The sequence below is a fragment of the Pseudoxanthomonas fibrivorans genome, from assembly GCF_041464125.1.
Classification (GTDB): Bacteria; Pseudomonadota; Gammaproteobacteria; order Xanthomonadales; family Xanthomonadaceae; genus Pseudoxanthomonas.
On the sequence record NZ_JBGNUG010000001.1, the window covers coordinates 329,119 to 352,985 of the forward strand.

At 71.0% G+C, this 23,867-nt stretch carries 21 protein-coding genes; 17 read left to right on the top strand and 4 right to left on the bottom strand.

Translation table 11 applies throughout. The features are described from left to right. Positions 1-245 precede the first annotated feature (245 nt). From ACA089_RS01595 to ACA089_RS01615, 5 genes are all read left to right on the top strand, one after another. Positions 246-3,053, top strand: coding sequence for a PAS domain-containing protein (locus ACA089_RS01595; protein WP_372012759.1), 2,808 nt, complete (start codon positions 246-248; stop codon positions 3,051-3,053). 110 nt (positions 3,054-3,163) lie between these two features. Further along, the gene (locus tag ACA089_RS01600) at positions 3,164-3,535 is read left to right on the top strand and encodes a YciI family protein (protein ID WP_372012760.1); all 372 of its coding nucleotides are present in this window, start codon (positions 3,164-3,166) and stop codon (positions 3,533-3,535) included. Between the two features lie 70 nt (positions 3,536-3,605). Then, a complete protein-coding gene (locus tag ACA089_RS01605) occupies positions 3,606-4,163 on the top strand; it encodes a dihydrofolate reductase family protein (protein ID WP_372012762.1) in 558 nt (185 codons plus the stop codon). A 443-nt stretch (positions 4,164-4,606) separates the two neighbouring features. Then, complete coding sequence (locus ACA089_RS01610) at positions 4,607-4,876, top strand: hypothetical protein (RefSeq protein WP_372012764.1); 270 nt, start codon at positions 4,607-4,609, stop codon at positions 4,874-4,876. 79 nt (positions 4,877-4,955) lie between these two features. Further along, positions 4,956-5,699, top strand: coding sequence for a hypothetical protein (locus ACA089_RS01615; protein WP_372012766.1), 744 nt, complete (start codon positions 4,956-4,958; stop codon positions 5,697-5,699). A 193-nt stretch (positions 5,700-5,892) separates the two neighbouring features. Here ACA089_RS01615 and ACA089_RS01620 read toward each other — a convergent pair whose 3' ends face one another. Further along, positions 5,893-6,783, bottom strand: a complete 891-nt coding sequence (locus ACA089_RS01620; protein ID WP_372012768.1) for a TolB family protein — start codon at positions 6,781-6,783, stop codon at positions 5,893-5,895. A gap of 236 nt (positions 6,784-7,019) precedes the next feature. Between ACA089_RS01620 and ACA089_RS01625 the strand changes: the two genes are divergently transcribed. After that, complete coding sequence (locus ACA089_RS01625; RefSeq protein ID WP_372012770.1) at positions 7,020-7,463, top strand: Rid family hydrolase; 444 nt, start codon at positions 7,020-7,022, stop codon at positions 7,461-7,463. 138 nt (positions 7,464-7,601) lie between these two features. On the opposite strand, the gene ACA089_RS01630 is transcribed toward ACA089_RS01625, so the two are convergent. Both ACA089_RS01630 and ACA089_RS01635 read right to left on the bottom strand, forming a co-directional pair. Then, the gene (locus ACA089_RS01630; protein ID WP_372012772.1) at positions 7,602-7,865 is read right to left on the bottom strand and encodes a hypothetical protein; all 264 of its coding nucleotides are present in this window, start codon (positions 7,863-7,865) and stop codon (positions 7,602-7,604) included. Between the two features lie 76 nt (positions 7,866-7,941). Next, a complete protein-coding gene (locus ACA089_RS01635; RefSeq protein WP_372012774.1) occupies positions 7,942-8,478 on the bottom strand; it encodes a carboxymuconolactone decarboxylase family protein in 537 nt (178 codons plus the stop codon). 92 nt (positions 8,479-8,570) lie between these two features. Here ACA089_RS01635 and ACA089_RS01640 point away from each other — a divergent pair, with 92 nt between their 5' ends. The 3 genes from ACA089_RS01640 (at position 8,571) to ACA089_RS01650 (ending at position 11,064) form a co-directional block, all read left to right on the top strand. Next, positions 8,571-9,479 carry an AraC family transcriptional regulator gene (locus ACA089_RS01640; RefSeq protein ID WP_372017600.1) on the top strand — a complete coding sequence of 303 codons (909 nt, stop codon included), beginning with the start codon at positions 8,571-8,573 and terminating at the stop codon, positions 9,477-9,479. Positions 9,480-9,800: 321 nt separating this feature from the next. Beyond that, positions 9,801-9,968, top strand: a complete 168-nt coding sequence (locus tag ACA089_RS01645; protein ID WP_372012776.1) for a hypothetical protein — start codon at positions 9,801-9,803, stop codon at positions 9,966-9,968. Positions 9,969-10,326: 358 nt separating this feature from the next. Beyond that, positions 10,327-11,064 carry an rRNA pseudouridine synthase gene (locus tag ACA089_RS01650; protein ID WP_372012778.1) on the top strand — a complete coding sequence of 246 codons (738 nt, stop codon included), beginning with the start codon at positions 10,327-10,329 and terminating at the stop codon, positions 11,062-11,064. 28 nt (positions 11,065-11,092) lie between these two features. On the opposite strand, the gene ACA089_RS01655 is transcribed toward ACA089_RS01650, so the two are convergent. After that, positions 11,093-11,950 (bottom strand): PA4780 family RIO1-like protein kinase, encoded by an 858-nt coding sequence (locus tag ACA089_RS01655; protein WP_372012780.1) that lies wholly within the window; start codon positions 11,948-11,950, stop codon positions 11,093-11,095. Between the two features lie 375 nt (positions 11,951-12,325). On the opposite strand from ACA089_RS01655, the gene ACA089_RS01660 reads away from it, so the two are divergent. The 8 genes from ACA089_RS01660 (at position 12,326) to ACA089_RS01695 (ending at position 23,848) form a co-directional block, all read left to right on the top strand. Beyond that, positions 12,326-12,460: a hypothetical protein gene (locus ACA089_RS01660; protein WP_372012782.1), complete on the top strand. Its 135-nt coding sequence runs from the start codon at positions 12,326-12,328 to the stop codon at positions 12,458-12,460. Then, positions 12,453-14,159 (top strand): potassium-transporting ATPase subunit KdpA, encoded by a 1,707-nt coding sequence (kdpA, locus tag ACA089_RS01665; protein ID WP_372012783.1) that lies wholly within the window; start codon positions 12,453-12,455, stop codon positions 14,157-14,159. Before ACA089_RS01660 ends, kdpA begins: the two co-directional genes overlap by 8 nt. A gap of 10 nt (positions 14,160-14,169) precedes the next feature. Continuing rightward, positions 14,170-16,248, top strand: a complete 2,079-nt coding sequence (gene kdpB / locus ACA089_RS01670; RefSeq protein ID WP_372012785.1) for a potassium-transporting ATPase subunit KdpB — start codon at positions 14,170-14,172, stop codon at positions 16,246-16,248. Positions 16,249-16,258: 10 nt separating this feature from the next. Continuing rightward, positions 16,259-16,882, top strand: a complete 624-nt coding sequence (kdpC, locus tag ACA089_RS01675) for a potassium-transporting ATPase subunit KdpC (protein WP_372012787.1) — start codon at positions 16,259-16,261, stop codon at positions 16,880-16,882. A 32-nt stretch (positions 16,883-16,914) separates the two neighbouring features. Then, on the top strand, positions 16,915-19,548 hold the full coding sequence (locus tag ACA089_RS01680) for an ATP-binding protein (RefSeq protein ID WP_372012789.1): 2,634 nt from the start codon (positions 16,915-16,917) through the stop codon (positions 19,546-19,548). A 13-nt stretch (positions 19,549-19,561) separates the two neighbouring features. After that, positions 19,562-20,284, top strand: a complete 723-nt coding sequence (locus ACA089_RS01685; protein WP_372012791.1) for a response regulator — start codon at positions 19,562-19,564, stop codon at positions 20,282-20,284. Between the two features lie 632 nt (positions 20,285-20,916). Further along, a complete protein-coding gene (locus tag ACA089_RS01690; protein ID WP_372012793.1) occupies positions 20,917-23,241 on the top strand; it encodes an arylsulfatase in 2,325 nt (774 codons plus the stop codon). Positions 23,242-23,359: 118 nt separating this feature from the next. Continuing rightward, entirely contained in the window at positions 23,360-23,848 is a 489-nt protein-coding gene (locus ACA089_RS01695) for a YidH family protein (protein ID WP_372012795.1), read from the top strand. Positions 23,849-23,867: the final 19 nt, after the last annotated feature.

Sequence of the window (23,867 nt, forward strand, 5' to 3'; positions counted from 1 at the left end):
CGGCGTGTCCACGGTGTTGCTCCCAGGGCTGCGAGCATAACGGCACGGCCCGCAGCGGGGGAGATGCACGGGCACGGCCGGCGCGCTGTCGGCGGCCGGCCGGCGGCCGCGCCGCGATCGCCCGGGCCCGCCCGCCGCCTGCGCGACGGCGGCACCCGACGCGGTGCACTAGACTCGGGTGCCTGCTTTCCGGCCGAGCTGCGCGACGGATCGCCCCGGGCCGCCCTCCCACCGCGAGACCCCACGTGACCGCTCCACAGGACGACATGCACGGCCCGATCCTTTCCGACACCGAGCGGGTGCGCATGGCGCTGGCGGCAGGCGCCATCGTCGGCACCTGGTTCTGGGACGTGCGCCGCGACCAGCTGAGCGTGGACGAGGCGCTGGCGCGGACCTTCGGCCTGGACCCGGCGCTGCGGCGCGACGCGCTGCGGCTGGAGCACGTGGTGTCGATGGTCCATCCCGACGACCGGCAGGCGCTGGGCGAGGCGATCACCCAGGCCATCCGCCGCGGCGGGCCGTACGCGCACCAGTACCGCGCCCGTGGCGCGGATGGCCAGTACCGCTGGATCGAGGCCATCGGCCGGGTCGACCTGGACGCGGCCGGCAACGCGGCCAGCTTCCCCGGCGTGCTCATCGACATCCACGAACGGCGGCGGATCGAATCCGAGCGCGACCAGGCCCAGTCGCTGCTGCACGCCTTCGTCGAGGCGATGCCCGGGGTGGTGTACGCCAAGGACCGGCAGGGCCGGCTGCTGGTCGGCAACCGCGGCGTGACCGAGCTGCTCGGCGTGCCGCCCGAGGCGTACATCGGCCGCACCGACGCCGAACTGCTGGCCGACAAGGACCAGGCGGCCCGGGTCATGGCCAACGACCAGCGCATCATCCAGACCGGGACCACCGAGCAGGTGGAGGAGGAGGTCAGCTACCCGGATGGCCGCCGCGCCTGCTGGCTGTCGACCAAGGCCCCGCTGCGCGACGGTGCCGGCGCGGTCATCGGCCTGGTCGGCACCTCGCTGGACATCACCGACCGCAAGCGCGCCGAGCTGGCCCACCGCGAGATCGAGGAACGCTACCGCCTGGCCGCGCGCGCCACCAACGACGCGATCTGGGACTGGCGCATCGCCGACGGCGAGGTGATCTGGAACGAGGCGCTGGGCACCCTGTTCGGGCACCCGGTCGCCGGCACCACCGCGCAGTGGTGGCTGGAGCACATCCACCCGGACGACCGCGCGCGCATCGACGCCGACATCCACGCGGTGATCGACGGCACCGGCACCGCATGGGTCGGCGAGTACCGCTTCCGCCGCGCGGACGGCAGCTTCGCCTCCGTGCTCGACCGCGGCACGGTGCTGCGCGGGCCGGCGGGTGAGCCGCTGCGGATGATCGGGGCGATGCTAGACCTGAGCGGGCGCAAGGCCGCCGAAGCGGCGCTGGCCGAGAGCGAGCAGCGCCTGCGCCTGGCCACCGACGCCGGCGACCTGGGCTTCTGGGACGTCGACCTGGTCCAAGACATCCTGATCTGGCCGGCGCGGACCAAGGCGATGTTCGGCATCTCGCCCGACGTGCCGGTGTCGATGCGCGATTTCTATGCCGGCCTGCATCCGGAGGACCGCGAGGCCACCAGCGCGGCGCTGGCGGCGGCGATCGATCCCCGGCGGCGCGCGCTGTACGACGTGGAGTACCGCACCGTCGGCAAGGAGGACGGCGTGGTGCGCTGGGTCGCGGCCAAGGGCCGCGGCCTGTTCGAGGGCGGGATCTGCGTGCGGATCGTCGGCGTGGCGATCGACATCACCGCGCGAAAGGCCGACGAGGCGCGGCTGCGCGAACTCAACGAGCGGCTGGAAAGCCGGGTCAGCGAGGAAGTGGCCGAGCGCCTGAAGGTCGAGGAAGCCCTGCGCCAGAGCCAGAAGATGGAGGCGGTCGGCCAGCTCACCGGCGGCATCGCCCACGACTTCAACAACATGCTGGCCACGATCATCGGTCCCCTGGACCTGCTCGCCGGCCGCATCGACGACGGCGACGCGCGCGCGCGCCGCTACATCGACCTGGCGATCGACGGCGCCCGCCGCGCCGCGCAGCTGACCCAGCGGTTGCTGGCGTTTTCGCGCCAGCAGCCGCTCAAGCCCGAGCCGGTCGACGCCAACCGCCTGGTCGCCGGCATGTCCGAGCTGCTGGTGCACGCGCTGGGCGCCGACGTGCGGCTGGAGACCGTGCTGGCCGCCGGCCTGTGGCGCACCCACGCCGACCCCAACCAGCTGGAGAACGCGATCCTCAACCTGGCGGTCAACGCGCGCGACGCGATGCCCGGCGGCGGGCGCCTGACCGTGGAGACGGCCAACTGCCACTTCGACCACCGCTACGCCGCCGAGAACCTGGGCATGCCGGTCGGGCAGTACGTGATGGTGGCGGTCACCGATACCGGCACCGGCATGCCGCCGGACGTCATCGCCAAGGCGTTCGACCCGTTCTTCACCACCAAGGAGGTCGGGCGCGGGACGGGGCTGGGGCTCTCGCAGGTCTACGGCTTCGTCAAGCAGTCGGCCGGCCACGTCAAGATCTATTCGGAGGTCGGGCAGGGCACCACCATCAAGGTCTACCTGCCGCGCCTGCTCGGCGAGGCGGAGGAGTCCGCCCCGCCGCCGGCCCGCATCGCCCTGCCGCAGGGCGAGCGCAACGAGGTGATCCTGGTGGTGGACGACGAGCCGGCGGTGCGCCAGTTCTCGGTCGATGCGCTGACGGAACTGGGATACCACGTGCTGGACGCCGGGAGTGCCGCCGCCGCCCTGCGCCTCCTCGACCTCAATCCGGAGATCGCATTGCTGTTCACCGACGTGGTCATGCCCGAGGTCAACGGCCGCCAGCTCGCCGACGAGGCCAGGCGCCGGCGCCCGGACCTCAAGGTGCTGTTCACCACCGGCTACAGCCGCAACGCGGTGGTCCACAACGGCGTGCTGGACCCGGGCGTGGAACTGATCGCCAAGCCCTACACCGTCGAGGAACTGGCCCTGCGCGTGCGCGAAGTGCTCGACCGGGTCGCCGGCGGCGCCTGAGGCGCCGACGGGGCGCTCCTGCAGCGCGGTGCCGCCGGGGGCGCGGGCGTGGCGCGTCGATTCCGGGCCCGCTGTTTCGTCGTCCCTGCATCCCATCCAAGGATCCGTCCATGAAATACCTCGGCCTGGCCTACTACTCCCCCGAAGCCTTCGCGGCGATGACGCCGCAGGCTGTCGAGGCGCTGACGCGCCAGTGCCCCGCGCTGGACGAGAAGATGCAGGCGACGGGCAAGATGCTGGTCTCCGCCTCGCTCGGCGACCTGCACACGTGGAAGACGCTGCGCCCGCGCGGTGGCCGGACGCAGGTCAGCGACGGTCCCTACACCGAGGCCAAGGAAGTGGTCGGCGGGCTGTTCATCATCGACGCCGACGACGAGGAGGAGGCGCTGCGCATCGCCTCGATGCATCCGGCGGCGACGATCGGCGAGGAATGCGGCTGGACGGTGGAACTGGTGCCGCTGGATTTCTACCTGGGCCGGTGAAGTCCGCGCGGGCCTGGCGTGCAGCCCGGTAGGCAGCGCGCAGCGCATCGTGTCGCCGATGGAGGACGCCGTGGGACTTCTGACCTTCGCTTTCAACCTCACCCTGGACGGTTGCGTCGACCACCGGGAAGGCATCGCCGACGACGAGACGCATGCCCTCTTCACCCGGCTGATGGACGAGGCCGGGGCGATGCTGTGGGGACGCGTCACCTACGAGATGATGGAAGACTGCTGGCCCGCGGTCGCGCGTGGCGAGGTCGCGGCGCCGCCGGCGGTGCGCGAGTGGGCGGTCAGGCTCGAGGCCAAGCCGAAGTACGTGGCGTCCTCCACGCGAAGCGACTTCCCGTGGAGCAACAGCCACCACCTCGCCGGCGACCTGCGCGCCGGCATACGCGCGCTGAAGGCCGCGACTCCTGACGGCGTGCTGCTCGGCAGCGGCCTGCTTGCCGCGGAACTCGACCGGCTGGATCTGATCGACGAATACCGGCTGCTCATCCACCCGCGGATCGCCGGCCACGGCCCGACCCTGTACGCGGGCGGCCTGCCGGGCACGCGACGGCTGGAGCTGGTGTCGGCGACGCCGCTCCGCAACGGCGCGATCGCCACGCATTACCGTCGCGCGCGCTGACGGGCGAGCCATCGCCGTCCCATACCTCCGGTCGATCCCATTCCGACGCCTCGCGGCGCCCTCCGTCTGTTCCACGGGTCAGGCAGTGCCGTCGCGCGCGGATCGGAGGCGTCGCGGCCATCGGCAGCGGCCAGTCCGAAGCCGTCCCCCGGGGCCTGATGCGCCTGCTCCAGGGGCGTGGCATATCCCAGCGATCCGCGGAGGTGGAGGGTTGCCTATTAAGGTTCTACGTCCCACGAAAAACCGGCGCTCATGAGGACAAGCCGACCCGTCGATGAATGCGGCGCGGGCGCGCGGTGCAGGGGCCGGACGGGAGGCGCAATGCTCCATTTTGCGCATCTTCACGAGCCATCCACGTATGCCAACGTCAGCTGAAGGCGCCCGGTGGCACCGATGGGAAAGGCCGCTATATTCCGGTCGTCCCAGACGAAGGAGGAGTGGAAATGTTCCCGACCAAGCAACATGTGACGACGGCCCGTACGCTCGGCGTGGCGCTTGTCGCCGCACTGGGTCTTGCCAGCTGCGCCACCTACGACGACGAGTTCGCGACGATCAATTCGCGCCTCGACCAGCTCGACACGCGGGTGCAGGGTGCGGCCCAGAGCGCGGAGTCCGCCAACCAGTCCGCGCAGCAGGCCAACCAGCGGCTGGACCAGCTGGAGAGCCGCGTCCAGCAGCTGGAAACGGCGCCGCGCCGCCAGCCGCGCGGATAATCATCCCCGCGATACGTGACCGGAGGGAACCGGTGGCCTTCGTCGGCCACCGGTCTTCTTCCCTTATCCAGCTTCCAGCATGAGGAACCGTCCCATCCGCACTCGCCGTTACCCTGCTTTCCGCGCCTACGGCGCCCTGGTGCTCGCCCTTGCATTCGCGGTTCCCGGCGTGGCCACTGCCGGGGACGCCGCCGCGCAGGCGGCGCTCACCGTCGACCAGCTTCCACCGGACCAGCACGTGTCCGACACGGTGATCGAGCTGGCGGGCTGGGTGGTCGCGACCCGCGACAGCCAGGGCTATCCGTTCGCGGTCATGGACAAGTCCGCGGCGCAGATCCTGGTGTTCGACGGCGACGGCCGCATCATCGGCGCCGCGCCGGGGCTCTTCGGCTCGGCGGTGGGCGACCACACCGCCCCGGGCGTCGCGGGGCTCGCGCTTCGCGAGATTCCGGGTCGCGACCGCACGACGCCTGCCGGTCGTTTCGTGGGTGGGTACGGTCCCTCGATCGACGCCGGGCGCGTGCTGTGGATCGATTACGAGTCGGCCGTTTCCATGCACCCGACCGCGACCGGCGTGCCGGCCGAGCGCCGCGCCGAGCGCCTGGCCTCGCCATCGCCCGACGACAACCGCGTCACCCATGGCTGCATCAATGTCGAGCCCGGGTTCTACGAGGGCGTGATCCGCCCGACCTTCGAGCGGGGCGGGGTGTTCTACATCCTGCCGGACACCGACTCCCTGGCGGACACCTTCCCCGAGTTCGTGCAGACCCGCGGTACCGCGCAACGGGACGACGGCAAGCGCGCACGCACCGCCCGCCACTGAGTGGCGACAGCCTCACGCGACGCGTGGTGCCGGGCGGCGGCAGGTCGCCACCGTCCGGCGCCCGGATCTGTGGCAGGCGTGAAGCATGAACGACCGCGTGGAGCGGCTCCGACCGCGGCATGGTGAACCGGGCCCGCATGTGCGGGTGCGCCGGTCGCCTGCGCCCGTCGTCGGTGGTTGAATCGCGTTCGTGTCAGGGCGTGCCGGCGCATGCCGGTGGCCATGCGCGGTCGGCATCCGGCGCCAGGTCCACGAGGAAGAACTCGCCCGAACGTTCCCCGACGGCCTGCGCGAACAGCAGCCGCTTCCCGTCCGGCGAGAGCAGCGGTCCCACCTGGAACACGTCGCTGCGCGCCGGCACGCGCCCGCGCTCGCGCCAGGCTTCGCCGTGGCGGTCGTACACGTACAGGTGCGAGCGCGTCCCGCGATTGGCGACCACCACCAGCACGCGGCCGTCGCGCGACAGGTCGGCCTCGTACTCGTCGGCCGCCGTGTTGGCCGGCGAGGGCAAGGGGGCGAGGTCCCATCCGCCGCCGGCGCGCGGCGTCGCCAGGTAGAGGTCGCGTCCGCCCGGGCCGCCTTCGCGGCTGGAGCCGAACAGCAGGCGCCCATCCGCCTGCGGCCGCGGCAGCAGCTCGGTCTGCGGCGAGTTCACCGGTGACGGCAGCCGCTCCGGCTCGCCCCAGCGGCCGTCGGCATGGCGCGGCACCCGCCAGATGTCCAGGTCGCCCGCGTGCGCGCGGTCGCTGGCGTAGTAGAGCCAGGCGCCGTCGGGGCTGTACGCCGGGTCGGTCTCCAGCGCGCCGGCCGGGGCGGCGAACGCCGGCTCGCGTGGCGCGTCCCACTCGGTCCCGCCGCAGCGTGCATGCAGCAGCCGGTAGCGGTCGAACGCCGGTGGTGCGCGGAAGAAGAACAGCTCGCGGCCGTCCGGCGAGAAGACCGGGGACGATTCGTACTGGCCGGTCGACAGCGCCGGCGGCGTCCAGCGCACCGGGGCCGGCAGCGGGAGGTCGGCGGCGGACGCGGCGACGCACGCGGCGGCCGACAGGATGCAGGGGACGATGACCAGCGCACGCATCGGCATTGCAGGCTCCCGGGACCTGCGCGGAGGGTAACGATCCGCGCGGCCGGGGCGTAATGAACATTCCACAAGCCAGCCTTGAGCGCGGCTCATGCCCGCGGAAGGGCACTGCCCGCTGCGCACCACGCGGGCGTTCGCGCCGACCGCGCGCGGTCGTGCCCGCTGCGCGCTCCCCGATCGGGGGAGGCATGCGTGGCCGGTCGACCGCCACACTGGCCGCCTTCGCACAAGGAGCCGCCATGGGCAACACCACACGCAGGACCGCCAGCTTCGGAGTGCCGTGGGAATCGGCCTACGGGTACGTGCAGGCGTTGCGCGTCAACGACACGATCTACGTATCCGGCCAGCTCGCGCACACGCCGGAGGGCACCCTGGTGGCGCCGGCGCCGCTGGCGCCCGACGGCAGGCCGGCGAACTTCGACACGATGGAGGCGCAGATGCGGCGTGCCTACGAGAACGCGCAGGTGCTGCTCGCCGAGCTGGGCAGTTCGCTGGCCGACGTGGTCGAGGAAACCCTGTTCGTGATCGACGTGCCGGCGGCCTTCGCCGCCAGCGGCAAGGTGCGTCCGTCCGTCTACGGCCAGCCGGTGCCGCAGGTGGCCAGCAACCTGATCGGCGTCTCCGCGCTGGCGTTCCCCGAGCAGCTGATCGAGATCGCGTTGCGGGCCGAAGTCCAGGCCTAGGCTCGGACGCCGCCGCGCCTGGAGGTCGCGCAGGAGGCGTCACGGCCGACACGCGTGGCATGGACCGCACGCCGGGATGCGCACGGCCAGGCGAGGCGGGCCGCGGGCATCGGTCCCCGGGGCCCGCGGCGACGCCGCTCAGGCGACGCGGCACGCATCGGCGAAGCGCGCCGCCTCGATGCCGTCGACCGCGGCGATGCGGTCCAGGCGCACCTCGCTGCCGTCGTCCAGGCGCATGTACTCGGCGCCGTCGCGGGCATGGAGGTCGGCGATGCGGGCCAGGAGGGTGCGGTGCGCGCCGCCGTCGTCGCGCAGGGTGAAGCTGGCGAGGCGTCGACGGATGGCGGTCGCCTCGAGGACGTCATGGAACTCGCAGTTGATGGGAACGTAGGGACGGGACACGGGTCGATCCTCCGGTGGGATGCCAGCAGGCATGCCGCGTGGACCGGCGAGGCCGGTCCACGTGACGGGCGGGCGCTCAACGCAGCTTGACGCCGGGGAAGTCGACCGGCACCGCGAACGCGACGTTGACGTAGTTGGTGAACAGGTTGAGCGCGACGTGGGCCAGGATCTCGACGATCTCGCCGTCGTCGAAGCCGGCCGCGCGCAGCTGCGCCACGTCGGCCTCGTCGACCTGGCCGCGCCCTTCGACCACGCGCAGGGCGAAGCGCAGCGCCGCCGCGGTCTTCGGGTCCGCCGATTCGCCCGCCTGCGCGGCGCGCATCTCCTCGCTGCTCGCGCCGGCCTTGCGGCCCAGGGCGGTGTGCGCGGACAGGCAGTACTCGCAGGCGTTGCGGTTGGCGATGGCCACGGCGATCTGCTCGCCCAGCCGCGGCGGGATCACGCCGCCGCCCAGCGCGCCGAACGAACCCCACATGCTCTTCAGGGCGGCGGTGGAGTTGGCGACGGCACGGAACATGTTGGGGGTGGCGCCGAAGGCCGCGTGGATCTGGCCCAGCAGGGCCTGGCGTTCGTCGGTGGTGTCTTGCGGGTTGATGAGGGGAACGCGGGACATGATCGGATTCCTTGTCGAAGGTCCGGCCGGGGCGGCCGGTTGAGGGGCATAATGGGCGCCCGATCGGGACGTTTGGTGGCTTTGTGTCGCTTATAGATGGCAATTCGTCCACGTCCGCGACCCGCGCCGCCGACGCGCCCGTCCCCTCGATCGACCGCCTCACGCCGGTGCTGGAACGTTTCCGGGTGCAGGCCTCGCTGTTCCATTCCGGCCCGCTGTGCGGCCACCAGGTCTTCGATGCGCGCCCCGGCCGCGGCTTCCTGCACGTGCTGCGGCGGGGCGAAATGGAGATGCTCCACCGCGACGGCGCGCGGATGACCCGCACCCACCTCGACCAGCCGACGCTGCTGCTGTTCCCGCGCGCGGTGCACCACGAGTTCATCAACCCGCCGGTCGACGGCTCGGACTTCACCTGCGCCACGCTGGATTTCGACGGCGGTGCGCGCAACCCGATCGTGCAGTCGTTGCCGGACGTGGTCGCGCTGCCGCTGGAGAAGATCGACGGCCTGGGCGCGGCGCTGGACCTGCTGTTCGCCGAGTCCGACCACGCGCGCTGCGGGTCGCGGCTGCTCGCCAACCGCCTGTTCGAGGTGGTGCTGATCCAGGTGCTGCGCTGGATCATCGACCATCCCGACGAGGCGCGCGTCTCGCAGGGGATGATGATGGGCCTGTCCGACCCGCGCCTGGCGCGGGCCCTGATCGCGGTGCACGAGGCGCCCGATGCGGACTGGACGCTGGAGCGCATGGCCGCGCACGCCGGCATGTCGCGCAGCGCGTTCGCCGCCGCGTTCAAGGCCGCCACCGGCACCACGCCGGCCGCCTACTCGCTGGACTGGAAGCTCAACGTCGCCGCCTCGCTGCTGCGCGCGGGCCGTTCGGTCAAGCAGGTCGCGCTGGACCTCGGGTTCGCCGATGCGCCGGCGCTGTCACGCGCGTTCCGGCGGCGCACCGGCGCCTCGCCGCGCGAATGGCTGGCCGGGCAGTCGTCACAGGCGGGCTGAACGGTCCGGCTACGAGCCGCGTACACGCGCCGGGGCACGCGGCTGCCGCGGCGCCGGTGGGCCTGCCGGCGCACGTCGGTGCGTTGCGGACGGGCTGGCAAACACGGCGCATCGATGCAGGCGCAAGCGCCACCTCAGGCGTCACCTCCCTGCCATCTCTCTCGCCAGGAAACTCACGGCCCGCCACGCCTGGGCCATGCTGCAACTTCTGCAGGCATTGAAGCGGCTTCCTCTGCGTTTTCCACGCGTGCGCGATGCGCGCGTGCCTAGCTTCCGTCCCAGGACGTCGGCAATCACGCCGCGGCCGGCCAGGAGACGGACATGACCCAGCAGAACAACAACAACGAACAGCGCCAGAACCGCCAGCAGGAACAGGAGCAGGACCAGGAGCGCCAGAACCAGAACCAGAACGAGCGGCAGCAGCGCCAGGAGAACGAGGAAGAGGACCGGCAGGACCAGCGCCGGGAACGTGAACGCCAGCAGCGCTGAGCGATCCACGTGACCAGGGGCCTCCACGGAGGCCCTCCTTCTGTCTGGAGCCCCCATGACCCCGGCGACACTCGAAGACCTGCTGCTGCACGTCACCCTCGATTCGTTGCATGCCCACGAGCACGGCTGTTTCGCGGTCCACCGCGTGGACGCGACCGCCGACGACACGTCCACGTCCGTCTGGAATACCGACGGCCAGGTTCCCGATTCCCGGCAAAAAGCGCCCGGCGGAACCGGGGCGTCGACACGTCCTGCCGGCGCGGCCGCAGCCGGGCGTGGCCGCGGGTGTCTGGGCGTGCCGGGGCGGGACCTGCCTTCCCGGCCGTTACACTGCACGCCCCGTCTCCTGGTGGTCCCGATGTCAGCGCCCGTTCGACTTGCCCATCGCGTCAGCGAACTGTTCGCCTGTTCGCGCGCCGAAGCCGAGCAGTTCATCCGCAACGGCTGGGTGATGGTGGAGGGCAGCGTGGTCGAGATGCCGCAGCACAAGGTGACGACCGAGCGCGTCGAGCTCGACCCGGAGGCGCGCCTGGAGGCGGTGGAGCCGGCGACGATCCTGTTCCACAAGCCGGCCGGCTTCGATGCGATCGACGGGCGCAGCCCGGCCAGCGTGCTGGTGCGGCCGGACACGCGCTGGGCCGACGACCCCAGCGGCGTGCGCCTGTTGCGCCGCCATTTCCACCGGCTGACGCCGCTGGTGTCGATGGACACGCAGGCCAGCGGCCTGATGGTGCTGACCCAGGATGGCCGGGCATGGCGCCGCCTGACCGAGGACGCCGACCTGATCGAGCACGAGTACATCGTCGAAGTCGCCGGCGAGATCGCGCCCTACGGCCTGCACAGGCTCAACCACGGCCTGGCGTTCAACGGCCGCGCGTTGCCGCCGTGCAAGGTCAGCTGGCAGAACGAGACGCGGCTGCGCTTCGCGATCAAGGGCGTGCGCGACGGGCAGCTGCGCGCGATGTGCGCGCAGGTCGGGCTGGACGTGCTGTCGATCCGCCGCCTGCGCATCGGCAAGGTGGCCCTGGGCAAGGGCCCGAACGGCCCGATGCCGCCGGGCGCGTGGCGTTACCTGCCGGTCGGCGAGAAGTTCTGACCTCCCGGCGGCCCGCCGGCCGATCGCCTCAGTCGTCCTGCTCCGCCGCCTCGCGGCCCTGCTGGCGGATCAGCGCTTCCTCGCGCGCGTCGTTGATGGCGTGGCGCACGCTGTCCAGGTCGACGCTGCGTTCGTCCGCGGCGAACGTGCCGGTCAGTTCGCTGTCCGGCCGCAGTTCGCCGGCCTCGAACAGGGCCCACATCTCCTCGCCGTACCAGGTGTCCAGCAGCTCGGGCGCGAAGCGCCCGAGGTAGGCGGTCAGGGTGTTGACGTCGCGCAGCAGCATGGTGCGCGCGGCGTTGTTGCCGGCGGCGCTGACGACCTGCGGGAAGTCGATCACCACCGGCCCGTCCGCATCGACCAGCACGTTGTAGGGCGACAGGTCGCCGTGGATCAGCCCGCAGCACAGCATCAGCACCACCTGCCGGACCAGCACGCGGTGGAACTCGCGTGCCTGTTCCGCGCCCGGTTCGAACTCGCCCAGGCGCGGCGCGGAGAACCCGTCGGCATCGGTGACCAGCTCCATCACCAGCACGCCGTGGAAATAGCCGAAGGGCTCGGGCACGCGCACGCCGGCGGCGCGCAGCTGGTACAGCGCATCGACCTCGGTGTTCTTCCAGGCGACTTCCTGCTGTTTGCGCCCGTACTTGCTGGCCTTGCCGATGGCGCGCGCTTCGCGGCTGCCGCGCACCTTGCGGCCCTCCTGGTACTGCACGCGCTGCTGGAAGCTGCGTTGCGCCATGTCCTTGTAGACCTTGGCGCACCGCACCTCGTCGCCGCTGCGGACGACGTACACCGCCGCTTCCTTGCCGCTCTTCAGCGGCCGCAGCACTTCATCGATGACGCCGTCCTCGATCAGCGCCTGCAAGCCTTGGGGAGTCTTCACGGTATCTCTGGACGGGGGGCGGCTGGCACGTGCGTGCGTGCCGCAGGCCGCGAATTTTCGCATGTCCCGGCAGGCGTCGCGACGGCGGGCATGGCGGGACATGCGATCCGCGCCCGGCCGGGTGGTTGCAGGCGTCCGCTCGTGGCCCGAAGCGGACAGCGACGGGGGAGGGGCCAGGGGCCGTTTGCCGGGGTTGGAGGGCCGCGCCCGGCTCAGGGCGGACGCCGATGCGAGTGAGCCACTGGCGCCGCCGAGGGGAGCCCAGCCCGAGGTTACGAAGAATTTACGTCCCCGCTCCCGGTTCGCATGGAGCCTTTACGGGGAGCGCTCCCAGACTTTCGTGACCGGCGGAATGGTTCCGTCCCGATCACGCACATGGCCACCGACTTCCTCATTCTGCTGCTGACACTGGCGGGGCTGTTCGCCGCTACCGGCCTGCTGTTCCTGTTGCTGACCCGCCACGCCAGCGCCCGCCCGGCCGGCAGGAAGCGCGGAGGCGCCCGTGGCTGAGTTCCTCCTCGTCTTCTTCCTGGCGGTCGCGCTCGGCTGGCCCCTGGGCCACTACCTGGCGGCGGTCATGCGCGGCGCGCCGATGCGTGGCGACCGCGTGTTCGGCTGGATCGAACGGCCGGCCTACCGCCTGCTCGGCACCGACCCCGCGCAAGGCATGGGATGGAAGGGGTATGCGGCGGCGTTCCTGCTCAGCAACCTGGCGGTCGGCGTGGTCGTGTGGGTCGTGCTGATGACCCAGGCCTGGTTGCCGCTCAATCCCAACCATGCGCCCAACATGCGCTGGGACCTCGCCTTGCACACGATGGTCTCGTTCCTGACCAACACCAACCAGCAGCACTACTCGGGCCAGGCACAACTGTCGTTCCTGGCGCACATGACCGCGATCGTCGGACTGCAGGTGGTCACGCCGATGATGGGCCTGGCGCTGGTGGCGGCGACGCTGCGCGGCCTGTTCGGCGGCCGCGCCAACAGCCGCGGCCAGGTCGATGGCGGCGCCGCCGCGGTCGACGTGGGCAACTACTGGGCCGACGTGCTGCGGCCGACGGTGCGCTTCCTGATGCCGCTATGCCTGGCGTTCTCGCTGCTGCTGACCTGGCAGGGCGTGCCGGCGACCCTGCAGGGCGGACCGGTCGCCACGCCGCTGGACGCACAGGCCCGGATGAAGGAACAGAAGATCCCGCTGGGGCCGGTCGCGCCGATGGTGGCGATCAAGCAGCTGGGCAGCAATGGCGGCGGCTGGTACGGCCCCAACAGCGCGGTGCCGCTGGAGAATCCCACGCCGCTGTCCAACGTGGTCCAGATGCTGGCGATCGTCCTCATCCCGGTCGCCGTCGCCTTCATGGTCGGCCCGTTCACCGGGCGACGGAAGTTCAGTGCCCTGGTCGTGGGCACCATGCTGGCGATGTCGCTGGCGACCACGGCTGCGGCCCTGTGGTCGGAAGCGTGGTCTTCGACCGCGCAGGACATCGCGCTGATGGAGGGCAAGGAGGTCCGCTTCGGCGCCGAACCCTCCGCGCTGTGGGCGGCGCTGACGACTTCGGTCAACAACGGCTCCGTCAACATGATGCACGACTCGGCCGCGCCGCTGACCGGGCTGGTGGCGATGGCCAACATGCTGGTCAACGCCATCTGGGGAGGCGTGGGCTGCGGCCTGCAGCAGTTCCTGGTGTACCTGCTGCTGGCGGTGTTCCTGGCCGGACTGATGACCGGACGCACACCCGAGCTGTTCGGCCGCAAGATCGAGGCCGGCGAAGTGAAACTGCTGGCCGTGCTGGCGTTGCTGCAACCGCTGGTCCTGCTGGGCCTGACCGCGGCGACGCTGGCGATGCCCTCGGTCACCGGCGCCTCCAACCCGTCCTTCCACGGCATCAGCCAGGTCTTCTACGAGTACGCCTCGGCGTTCGCCAACAACGGCTCCGGCTTCGAGGGCCTGGGCGACGCAACGGCGTGGTGGAACCTGACCTGCGCGCTGGTGCTCGCGCTGGGCCGCTATCCCGCGCTCATCCTGCCGCTGGTGATCGCCGCGCAGCTGGGCGCCAAGCGTGCGGCGCCCGAGGGCCCGGGCACCCCGCAGGTGGAGACGCCCACTTTCGCCCTGACCCTGGTCGCGATCGTCGTGGTCCTGACCCTGCTGCAGTTCATGCCGGTGCTGGTGCTCGGCCCGGTGGCCGACCACCTCGCGCTGATGGCTTCCTGAGGAAATCGAAATGAGCGACTCACTTCCGACAGACGCGGCATCCGTCGCACCGCGGTCGCCGCGGCTCGCCTTGCTCGACGGTCCCGGGCTGCGCCAGGCGATCGTGGCCTCGTTCGCCAAGCTCGCCCCCGCCCACGCCTTCGGCAACCCGGTAATGGCGGTGGTCTGGCTCGGTACCGTGCTGGCCGCCGCGATGACCTTGGCCGGGCAGGCCAGCTCGTCCGCGCTGGGCTGGGCGGTGACCGCCCTGCTGTTCCTGACCGTGCTGTTCGCCAACTTCGCCGAAGCGGTGGCCGAAGCGCGCGGGCGCGGCCAGGCGGCCTCGTTGCGCCGCGCACGCAAGGACCTGGTCGCGCGGCGCGTGCGCACCGCGTCGGGCGGCAACGAGGAGCGCATCCCGGCCGCCGGGCTGCGCCCGGGCGACCTGGTCGTCGTTTCGGCCGGCGAACAGGTGCCGGCCGATGGCGAGATCGTGCGCGGGCTGGCAACGATCAACGAGTCGGCAGTGACGGGCGAGTCGGCGCCGGTGCTGCGCGAGGCCGGCACCGATCGCTCGGGCGTGATCGGTGGCACCCAGGTCCTGTCGGACGAGATCGTGGTCCGTGTCACCGCCCAGCCCGGCCACAGCTTCCTGGACCGGATGATCGCCCTGGTCGAAGGCGCCAACCGGCAGAAGACGCCGAACGAGGTCGCGCTCGGCCTGCTCCTGGTGACCATGACCGCGACCTTCCTGGTCGTGGTGGCGAGCCTGCCGTTCATCGCCGGCTTCGTCGGCGCTCGGCTCGATCCGCTGCTGCTGGTCGCGCTGCTGGTCTGCCTGATCCCGACCACCATCAGCGGGCTGCTGCCGGCGATCGGCATCGCCGGCATGAACCGCGCCTTGGCCGCCAACGTGCTGGCCAAGTCCGGCAAGGCCGTGGAGGTGGCCGGCGACGTCGACGTGCTGCTGCTGGACAAGACCGGCACGATCACCCACGGCGACCGCCAGGCCACCGCGTTCCATCCGCTGGCCGGGGTCGACCTGGAGCAGCTGCGACAGGCCGCGCTGCTGGCCTCGCTGGCCGACCCGACGCCGGAGGGCACGTCGATCGTGCGGCTCGCCAGGGCGCCGGGGTCGCCGCTCGAGGCGCCGGCTGGCGCGGCCTTCGTGGCCTTCACCGCGCAGACCCGGATGTCGGGCGTGGACCTGCCCGGCGAAGGCGCCGGCATGCGGCACGTCCGCAAGGGCGCGATGGACGCGATCGTCGAGCACGTGCGCGGGCTCGGCGGCGCGGTGCCGGTCGAACTGGCCGGGCGCGTCGGGCAGGTCGCGCGCGGCGGTGCCACGCCGCTGGTGGTGGCCGATGGCCGCCACCTGCTCGGCGTGGTCGAGCTGTCGGACGTGGTCAAGCACGGGATCCGGGAGAAGTTCGCGCAGATGCGGGCGATGGGCATCCGCACGGTGATGATCACCGGCGACAACCCGTTGACCGCGGCGGCGATCGCGGCCGAAGCCGGGGTGGACGACTACATCGCGCAGGCGCGGCCGGAGGACAAGCTCGCCCGCATCCGCCAGGAACAGGCCGGCGGGCGGCTGGTGGCGATGGTCGGCGACGGCACCAACGACGCCCCGGCCCTGGCCCAGGCCGACGTGGGCCTGGCGATGAACTCCGGCACGCAGGCGGCCAAGGAAGCCGGGAACATGGTCGACCTGGACTCGGACCCGGCCAAGCTGCTGGACGTGGTCCGCGTGGGCAAGCAGCAGCTGGTCACCCGTGGCGCGCTGACCACGTTCTCGCTGGCCAACGACGTGTCCAAGTACTTCGCGATCCTGCCTGCGCTGTTCGCCGCGGCGATCCCCTCGCTGGCCGCGCTGGACGTGATGCGGCTGTCCAGCCCGACCAACGCGGTGCTGGCCGCGCTGGTGTTCAACGCGGCCATCATCCCGCTGCTGATCCCGCTGGCGCTGCGTGGCGTGCGTTTCCGTCCCGCCAGCGCCACCGCGCTGCTGCGCAGGAACATGCTGGTGTACGGCGTCGGCGGCGTGCTGCTGCCGTTCGCGGCGATCAAGCTCATCGACATGGCGCTGGCCGCCACGTTCGGCGCCTGAGGAGGCTCCCATGGTTGTCATCGATTCCACGCCCGTCCACGTCGGCCCGCGCTCCCGCGTGGCGCTTCTCCTGCGCGGCGCGTCCGGCCTGTCGCTGGTCACCCTGCTGGGCTTCGGCCTGGCCTACTCGCTGGTCGGCGTCGGCCTGGGTCAGCTGCTGTTCCCGCATGCCGCGTCGGGCAGCCTGGTCGAGCGCGGCGGCCGGGTCGTGGGTTCGACCCTGGTCGCCCAGCCGTTCGCGGGCGAGGGGTACTTCCAGCCGCGGCCATCCGCCGCCGGCTACGACCTGATGGCGCTGGCCGGCAGCAACCAGGCACGCACCAACCCGGACCTGCGTGCGCGCATCGACGCCGCACGGGACGCCGTGGCCGCGCGCGAGGGCGTGCCGGCCGCGCGCGTGCCGGGCGACCTGGTGACCCAGTCCGGCGGCGCGATCGACCCGCACATCTCGCCGCAGGCCGCCGCGCTGCAGGTCGCGCGCGTGGCGCGGGCGCGCGGGCTGGATCCCGGTGTCGTGGAAGCGCAGGTGCGCGCGCGCACCGAGCCCCCGCAGTGGGGGCTGTTCGGCCAGGCGCGGGTCAACGTGCTCGAACTCAATCTCGCCCTCGACGCCGCTACCCCGATCGCGCGATAGGCGCCCGTCGCCGCCGCCCCTAGACTGCACCCATGAACGCACCCCGCGAAGCCGTGGCCGACGCACTGGCCGGCGAACTGCGCCGGCAGGAAGCCGGGCGGCTCACCGTGTTCCTCGGCGCCGCCCCTGGCGTCGGCAAGACGTTCGCGATGCTGGTGCGCGCGCGCGAGTTGCAGCGGCAGGGGGTCGCGGTGGCCGTCGGCGTCGTCGAGACCCATGGCCGGGGCGAAACCGCTGCGCTGCTCGAGGGGCTGGAAGTCGTGCCGCGGCGGAATGCCGAGTACCAGGGGCGCCGGTTCGACGAGATGGACGTGGATGCGATCCTCGCCCGGCGGCCGCAGGTCGCGCTGGTGGACGAACTGGCCCATCGCAACATGCCCGGCAGCCGGCACGAGCGCCGCTGGCAGGACGTGGTCGAGCTGCTCGACGCCGGGATCGACGTCTTCACCACCATCAACATCCAGCACCTGGAGAGCCTCAACGACATCGTCCACCGCATCACCGGCGTGCGCGTGTCGGAGACCGTGCCCGATGCACTGTTCGACCGGATGCGGGACATCCGCCTGGTCGACCTGCCGCCGCGCGAGCTGATCGAGCGGCTGCAGCAGGGCAAGGTCTACCTGCCCGGGATGGCCGAACAGGCGCTGCAGGCGTTCTTCTCGCCGGCCAACCTGTCCGCGCTGCGCGAGCTGGCGATGCAGGCCGCCAGCGACCGGGTGGATGGCGACGCGCGCGAGGCGCAGGCCGCGCGCGGCCTGCCGGGCGTGCCGCTGCGCCGGCGGGTGCTGGTGGCCATCGATGGGCTGGGTAGCTCCGAGTACCTGGTCCGGGCCGGGCGCCGGATCGCCGAGCGTCGCGATGCGCCGTGGAGCGTGGTGACGGTGCAGTCCGGCGCGGGCATCGATGGGCCGCGCCAGGCCGAGCTGGACCGGGCCTTCGCCCTGGCCCGCGGCCTCGGTGCCGATACGGCGGTGCTGCATGGCTCCGGCGTCGCCGACGCGCTGCTGGACCACGGCGAGCGCGAGGGAGCATCGACCCTGGTGGTCGGGCGCACCCGCGAACGCCCGCTGGCGCGCATGTTCAACCGCACGCTGACCCAGCAGCTGCTGCGGCGCGGCGCGCACTACGAACTGGTGATCATCAGCTCGCCCGGTGCACGCGCCCGTGCCCGCCGCGGCCAGGACCCGCAGGGCGCGCGCCTGGATCGCCACGAGGCCGGGCTGGTGCTGGCCGCCACCGGCGGTGCGGTGGCGCTGGCCTGGGCCAGCGAGCGCTGGGTCGGCCTGGACGACCTGTCGATGATCTTCATCCTGGCGGTGGTGCTGGTGGCGTCGCGGACGCGCCTGGCCGCCGCCTCGCTGGCCGCGGCGCTGTGCTTCCTCGCCTACAACTTCTTCTTCCTCGCACCGCGCTTCACCTTCCTCATCAGTGCCCGCCAGGGCGTGGTCACCGTGTTCCTGTTCCTGGCGGCCGCGCTGGTGGCCGGCCGCCTGGCCTCGAAGCTGCGCATGCAGGTGCTGGCGCTGCGTGCGGCCAACGCACACGCCACGGTGCTGCAGGCACTGGGAAGGCGGCTGGGCGCGGCCGCCGACCTCGACCAGGTGCTGGAGGCCGGCCGGCAGGCGCTCGGGCGCCATCTCGATGCGGAGGCCTGGCTGCATGCAGGGGCTCCGGGAGCACCGGTCGATGCGCCTGCGGGCATCGACCCGGGCGCGGTCGACTGGGTCCGCGTCCACGGACAGGCCGCCGGGCGCCATACCGACACACTGTCCGGCTCGCCGTGGTGGTACCTGCCCATGCGCGAAGCCCGCGGGGTGATCGGTGTCGCGGCGCTGCGCTTCGATGCCGCACGACGCAGCCTGTCGCTGGAGCAGCGCCGCCTGGCCGAGGCCATGGTCGAGGACATCGCCCAAGCGGTGTCGCGTGTGCAGCTGGTGGCCGAACTGGAAACCGCACGGGTCGGCAGCGAAACCGAGCGGCTGCGCTCGGCGTTGCTCTCGTCGGTGTCCCACGACCTGCGCTCGCCCCTGGCATCGATGATCGGTTCGGCCGGAAGCCTGGCCAGTTACGGCGACGCGATGGGCGTGGACGACCGGCGCAGCCTGCTCGACACGATCCGGCGGGAGGGCGAGCGACTGGACCGCTACATCCAGAACCTGCTCGACATGACCCGGCTGGGCCACCGCGGCCTGACCCTCAACCGCGACTGGATCGGGGTGGACGAACTGGTCGGCTCGGCGGTCACGCGCCTGCAGCGCTACCAGCCGGAGGCGGCGGTGAGGACGGTCATCGCCCCCGGCCTGGCGCCCATCTGGGTGCACCCGGCCTTGCTCGAACAGGCGCTCTTCAACGTGCTGGAGAACGCGGCGAAGTTCTCGCCGCCGGGCGAGCCGGTGGAGGTCGAGGCCCGGTGCGTCGACGCCGCGCTGCGCATCGACGTGCGCGACCGCGGCCCAGGCATCCCCGAAGACGAGCGCAGCCGCATCTTCGACATGTTCTACAGCGTCGAGCGCGGCGATCGCGGCCGGCAGGGAACCGGCCTGGGCCTGGCGATCTGCCAGGGCATGGTCGGCGCCCACGGCGGCAGCGTGCAGGCGCTGCCGGGGCCCGACGGGCGCGGCACGCTGATCCGGATTAACCTGCCGCTCCTGGCTCCGACGACCTGACCACGACTTCGCCATGCCCCCGACCCGTTCCGCGAACCCTGGCGCCGTGCCGGCGGCGCGCGTCCTCGTGGTCGATGACGAACCCCAGATCCGGCGTTTCCTGGACATCAGCCTGCGCAGCCAGGGCTACGACGTCACGCTGGCGGCCAGTGGCCATGCCGGGTTGGCCGAACTGGCCGCGCATGGCGCGGACCTGGTCGTGCTGGACATCGGCCTTCCGGACATCGACGGCCACGGGGTGCTGCAGGCGCTCCGGCAATGGTCGCAGGTGCCGGTGATCATGCTCACCGTGCGCAACGGCGAGCAGGAGAAGGTGGCCGCGCTGGATGCAGGCGCCAACGACTACGTGACCAAGCCCTTCGGCATCGAGGAGCTGATGGCGCGCATCCGCGGCCTGCTGCGCACCCATGCGGTGCCGGCCGGCGCCGCGGTTCCGGTATTCGACGACGGTCACCTGCACGTGGACCTCCTGAGCCGCGAGGTCCGCGTGGGTGGGACGCCGGTCGCGCTGGGTCGAAAGGAATACGCGTTGCTGGCGGCGCTCATGCGCCATCCGGGTCGCGTGGTCACCCAGCCGCAGCTCCTGCGCGAGGTATGGGGGCCGGACCACCAAGAAGACACGCACTACCTGCGCATCCTGGTGGGGAAACTGAGGCAGAAGCTGGGCGATGACGCCACCGCCCCGCGTTACATCGCCACCGAACCCGGGGTCGGCCTGCGCTTCGTTCCCTCCTAGCGCGGCGTCCGCTTCCGGCCAGGAGCGGACATCAGCAGGGCAGGCGAGCGGGGTACTTCATGGTGTGAAGGCACTGTCGGACCCCAAGCAGACTTGCATCCTTGTGGCGCTCGCAGGTTCGCATACAAGCGCGCGCGCTGGCATCCAATCCGAGCGTGACCAACTAGGCCCAAGGTCCTATTCCAGCGAAATCGGGCTGGGGTTAGCTTCGCCCGACGCCGTAGGCCGGAACCCGTCGAATGCCGAGGTATGCAGGCGTCGCGATCCGAACAACGAGTGGGCGTCCTTTTCGGTGCTGTCCCAATACTCATTCGGAACGGCCGGTCCACCGGCATACGCCGGGCGCGGGCAGATCCTGGCCGGGACCGGCAATGAACGTTGAAGTCGCGGAACAGCGAACTTCCAGCGGCTTGATGCTTCCGGTGCGCGAGAACATCCATCCGGTCCACGGGACAACCCTCGCATCGATGCCCGCAGGATTTGCAACCGCGGCCTGATATGGACCCATAGGGGGCAACCGGACCGACGCCGCCGAGTATCGGTGGACACGACGGCAGCAAGGACGCGTCCCTGCCGTTACGGCAGTAGACGCACTTCCCCAGGAAAGATCCCATTCGGCAGGAGCACTCCCCATGATCCATCCGAAGCTTCCCACCCAGGACACGCTGCCGTTCCCGCCCACGCCGTCGGGCAGCATTGCCGGCCGGACCATGCAGGAATCCATTTACCAGCCCGCGCCGCACCCGCGGCACCTGCCCGGCGACGCGCCGAACATCCTGATCATCCTCATCGACGACGCCGGGCCCGGGTTGCCGACTACCTTCGGAGGCGAAGTCACGACCCGGACCATGGACCGGATCGTGGGCGAAGGCATCGCCTACAACCGCTTCCATACGACGGCGATGTGTTCGCCGACCCGTGCATCGCTGCTGTCCGGCCGCAACCACCATCGCGTCGGCAACGGCCAGATCGCCGAGCTGGCCAACGACTGGGACGGCTACTCCGGCCACATTCCCAGGAGCAGTGCACTGGCAGCCGAGGTGCTCCGGCACTACGGCTACTGCACGGCCGCCTGGGGCAAGTGGCACAACACCCCCGCGGAGGAGACCACGGTCGCCGGTCCGTTCGACAGCTGGCCGACCGGGCTGGGCTTCGAGTACTTCTACGGCTTCCTGGCCGGCGAAGCCTCGCAGTACGAACCGAACCTGGTGCGCAATACCACGGTGGTCCTGCCACCGCGCACGCCCGAAGAGGGCTACCACCTGAGCGAGGACCTCGCCGACGACGCGATCGACTGGCTGCAGAAGCACAAGGCCATGCAGCCCGACAAGCCGTTCTATATGTACTGGGCCAGCGGTGCGGTCCACGGACCACACCACATCATGAAGGAGTGGGCCGACCGCTACAAAGGCAAGTTCGACGATGGCTGGGACGCCTATCGCGAACGCGTGTTCAAGCGGGCCAAGGAAAAGGGCTGGATACCGCAGGACGCCAAGCTCACGCCCCGCCACGAGAGCATGCCCTCCTGGGACAGCATCCCCGAGGACGAGAAGCCGTTCCAGCGCCGCCTGATGGAGGTGGCAGCCGGTTTTGCCGAACACGTCGACGTGCAGGTGGGGCGCCTGATCGACGAGGTCGAGCGCCTGGGCTACGGCGACAACACGCTGGTTTTCTATATCTGGGGCGACAACGGCTCTTCATCGGAAGGCCAGAACGGCACCATCAGCGAGCTGCTGGCGCAGAACAACATCCCCACGCAGGTGAGCCAGCACATCGCCGCGCTCGAAGCGCTCGGTGGCCTCGACGTGCTCGGCTCGCCCAAGACCGACAACCAGTACCACGCCGGCTGGGCGTGGGCGGGCAGCACCCCGTACAAGGGCACCAAGCTGCTGGCCTCGCACTTCGGCGGCACGCGCAATCCCATGGCGGTGCGCTGGCCGGCGCGCATCAAGCACGACGGCACGCCGCGCGCCCAGTTCCACCATTGCAACGACCTGGTCCCCACGCTGTACGAAGTCATCGGGATCACGCCACCACGGGTGGTGAATGGCATACCCCAGGACCCGATCGATGGGGTGAGCTTCGCCTACAGCTTCGATGATCCGACGGCCGAGGGTCGCCTGCTCACGCAGTATTTCGAGATCATGGGCAGTCGCGCCATCTATCACGACGGCTGGATGGCTTCGGCGTTCGGTCCGCGGACGCCCTGGCTGCCGGGCGCACCCGCCGGCATCCGGGAGTGGACCCCGGACCAGGACACCTGGGAGCTGTACAACCTGCGGGAGGACTGGACGCAGGCCAACGACCTGGCTGACTCGATGCCGGAGAAGCTGGCGCAGATGAAGGACATCTTCCTGGTCGAGGCGACCCGCAACAAGGTGCTGCCCATCGGTGGCGGCCTGTGGGTGGCGGCTCTGCATCCGGAGATGCGCATCGCCCCTCCGTATACGGAATGGACGTTCTCCGGCAGTACGGTGCGCATGCCCGAGTTCTGCGCGCCGGCGCTGGGCAACAAGCCCAACGTGGTGACGATCGATGCGCAGGTCCCCGACGATGCGAACGGGGTGCTCTACAAGCTGGGCTCCGCGGCCGGCGGACTCACCTGCTTCGTCGAAGACGGCGTGCTGTGCTACGAGTACAACCTGTTCATCATCCAGCGCACGAAAATCCGTGCCCAGGGCAAGCTGCCAACCGGCCAGGTCAGAATCGAGGTCGAGACCACCTACGTCGAGCCCCGGCCGGCCGGGCCGCTCAAAGTGGTCCTCAAGGTCAACGGCACGCAGGTCGCGGAAGGAACGGTTCCGGTCAGTGCGCCGCTGCTGTTCACCGCCAACGACTGCCTCGACATCGGCGTCGTCCACGGCTCGCCGGTTTCGCTGGACTACTACGACAAGGTACCGTTCAAGTTCAGCGGCAGGATCGACCAGGTGCACGTGAGATACCTCACCGCCTCCTGACGGCCGGAGCCTGCGCGCCGCTGCGGCGGGGCGCAGGCCCGCTTCGATCATCTTCAAGGCCTCCGGTTTTCGACACTCCCTGGCTCGCCGGAGGGAGCATTCCAAGCGCGGTTAACCCATGAACGCCATCACGCCTGACACGCAGTTGCCGGAAGACCTCTCGCGGTCCATCGAAGGCAAGGACAGCGGTACCGCCTCCACCCTGCTGGCGTCCCACCGGACCAGGCTGGCCATCCAGCGCACGGGCCTGTCGGACCTGCGTTCGAACCTGGCCAACGAACGCACCCACCTGGCCTACCTGCGTACCGCGATCTCACTGATCGGGTTCGGGATCACCATCAACCGGTTCAGCGTCTTCCTGCAGGAAAAGGGCAGGCTGGCGGAGGACAACAGCGGCCCGTTGATGCGCAGCTCGGAGTACGCAGGCGCCGGGATGGTCATCATTGGCCTGATCGTGATCGTGTGGTCCTTGTACCGGTACTGGCACGTCAAGCAGGACATCGAGCGCGCCGTCTTCAGGCCGCTTCATCGCGCCGTGGTGATGCTGACCGCACTCCTGCTGCTGGCTGGCGGATTCACCTCGGCCTGGTTGTTCCTGCAGTCCTGACCCGGCGAGCTGCGCGCGG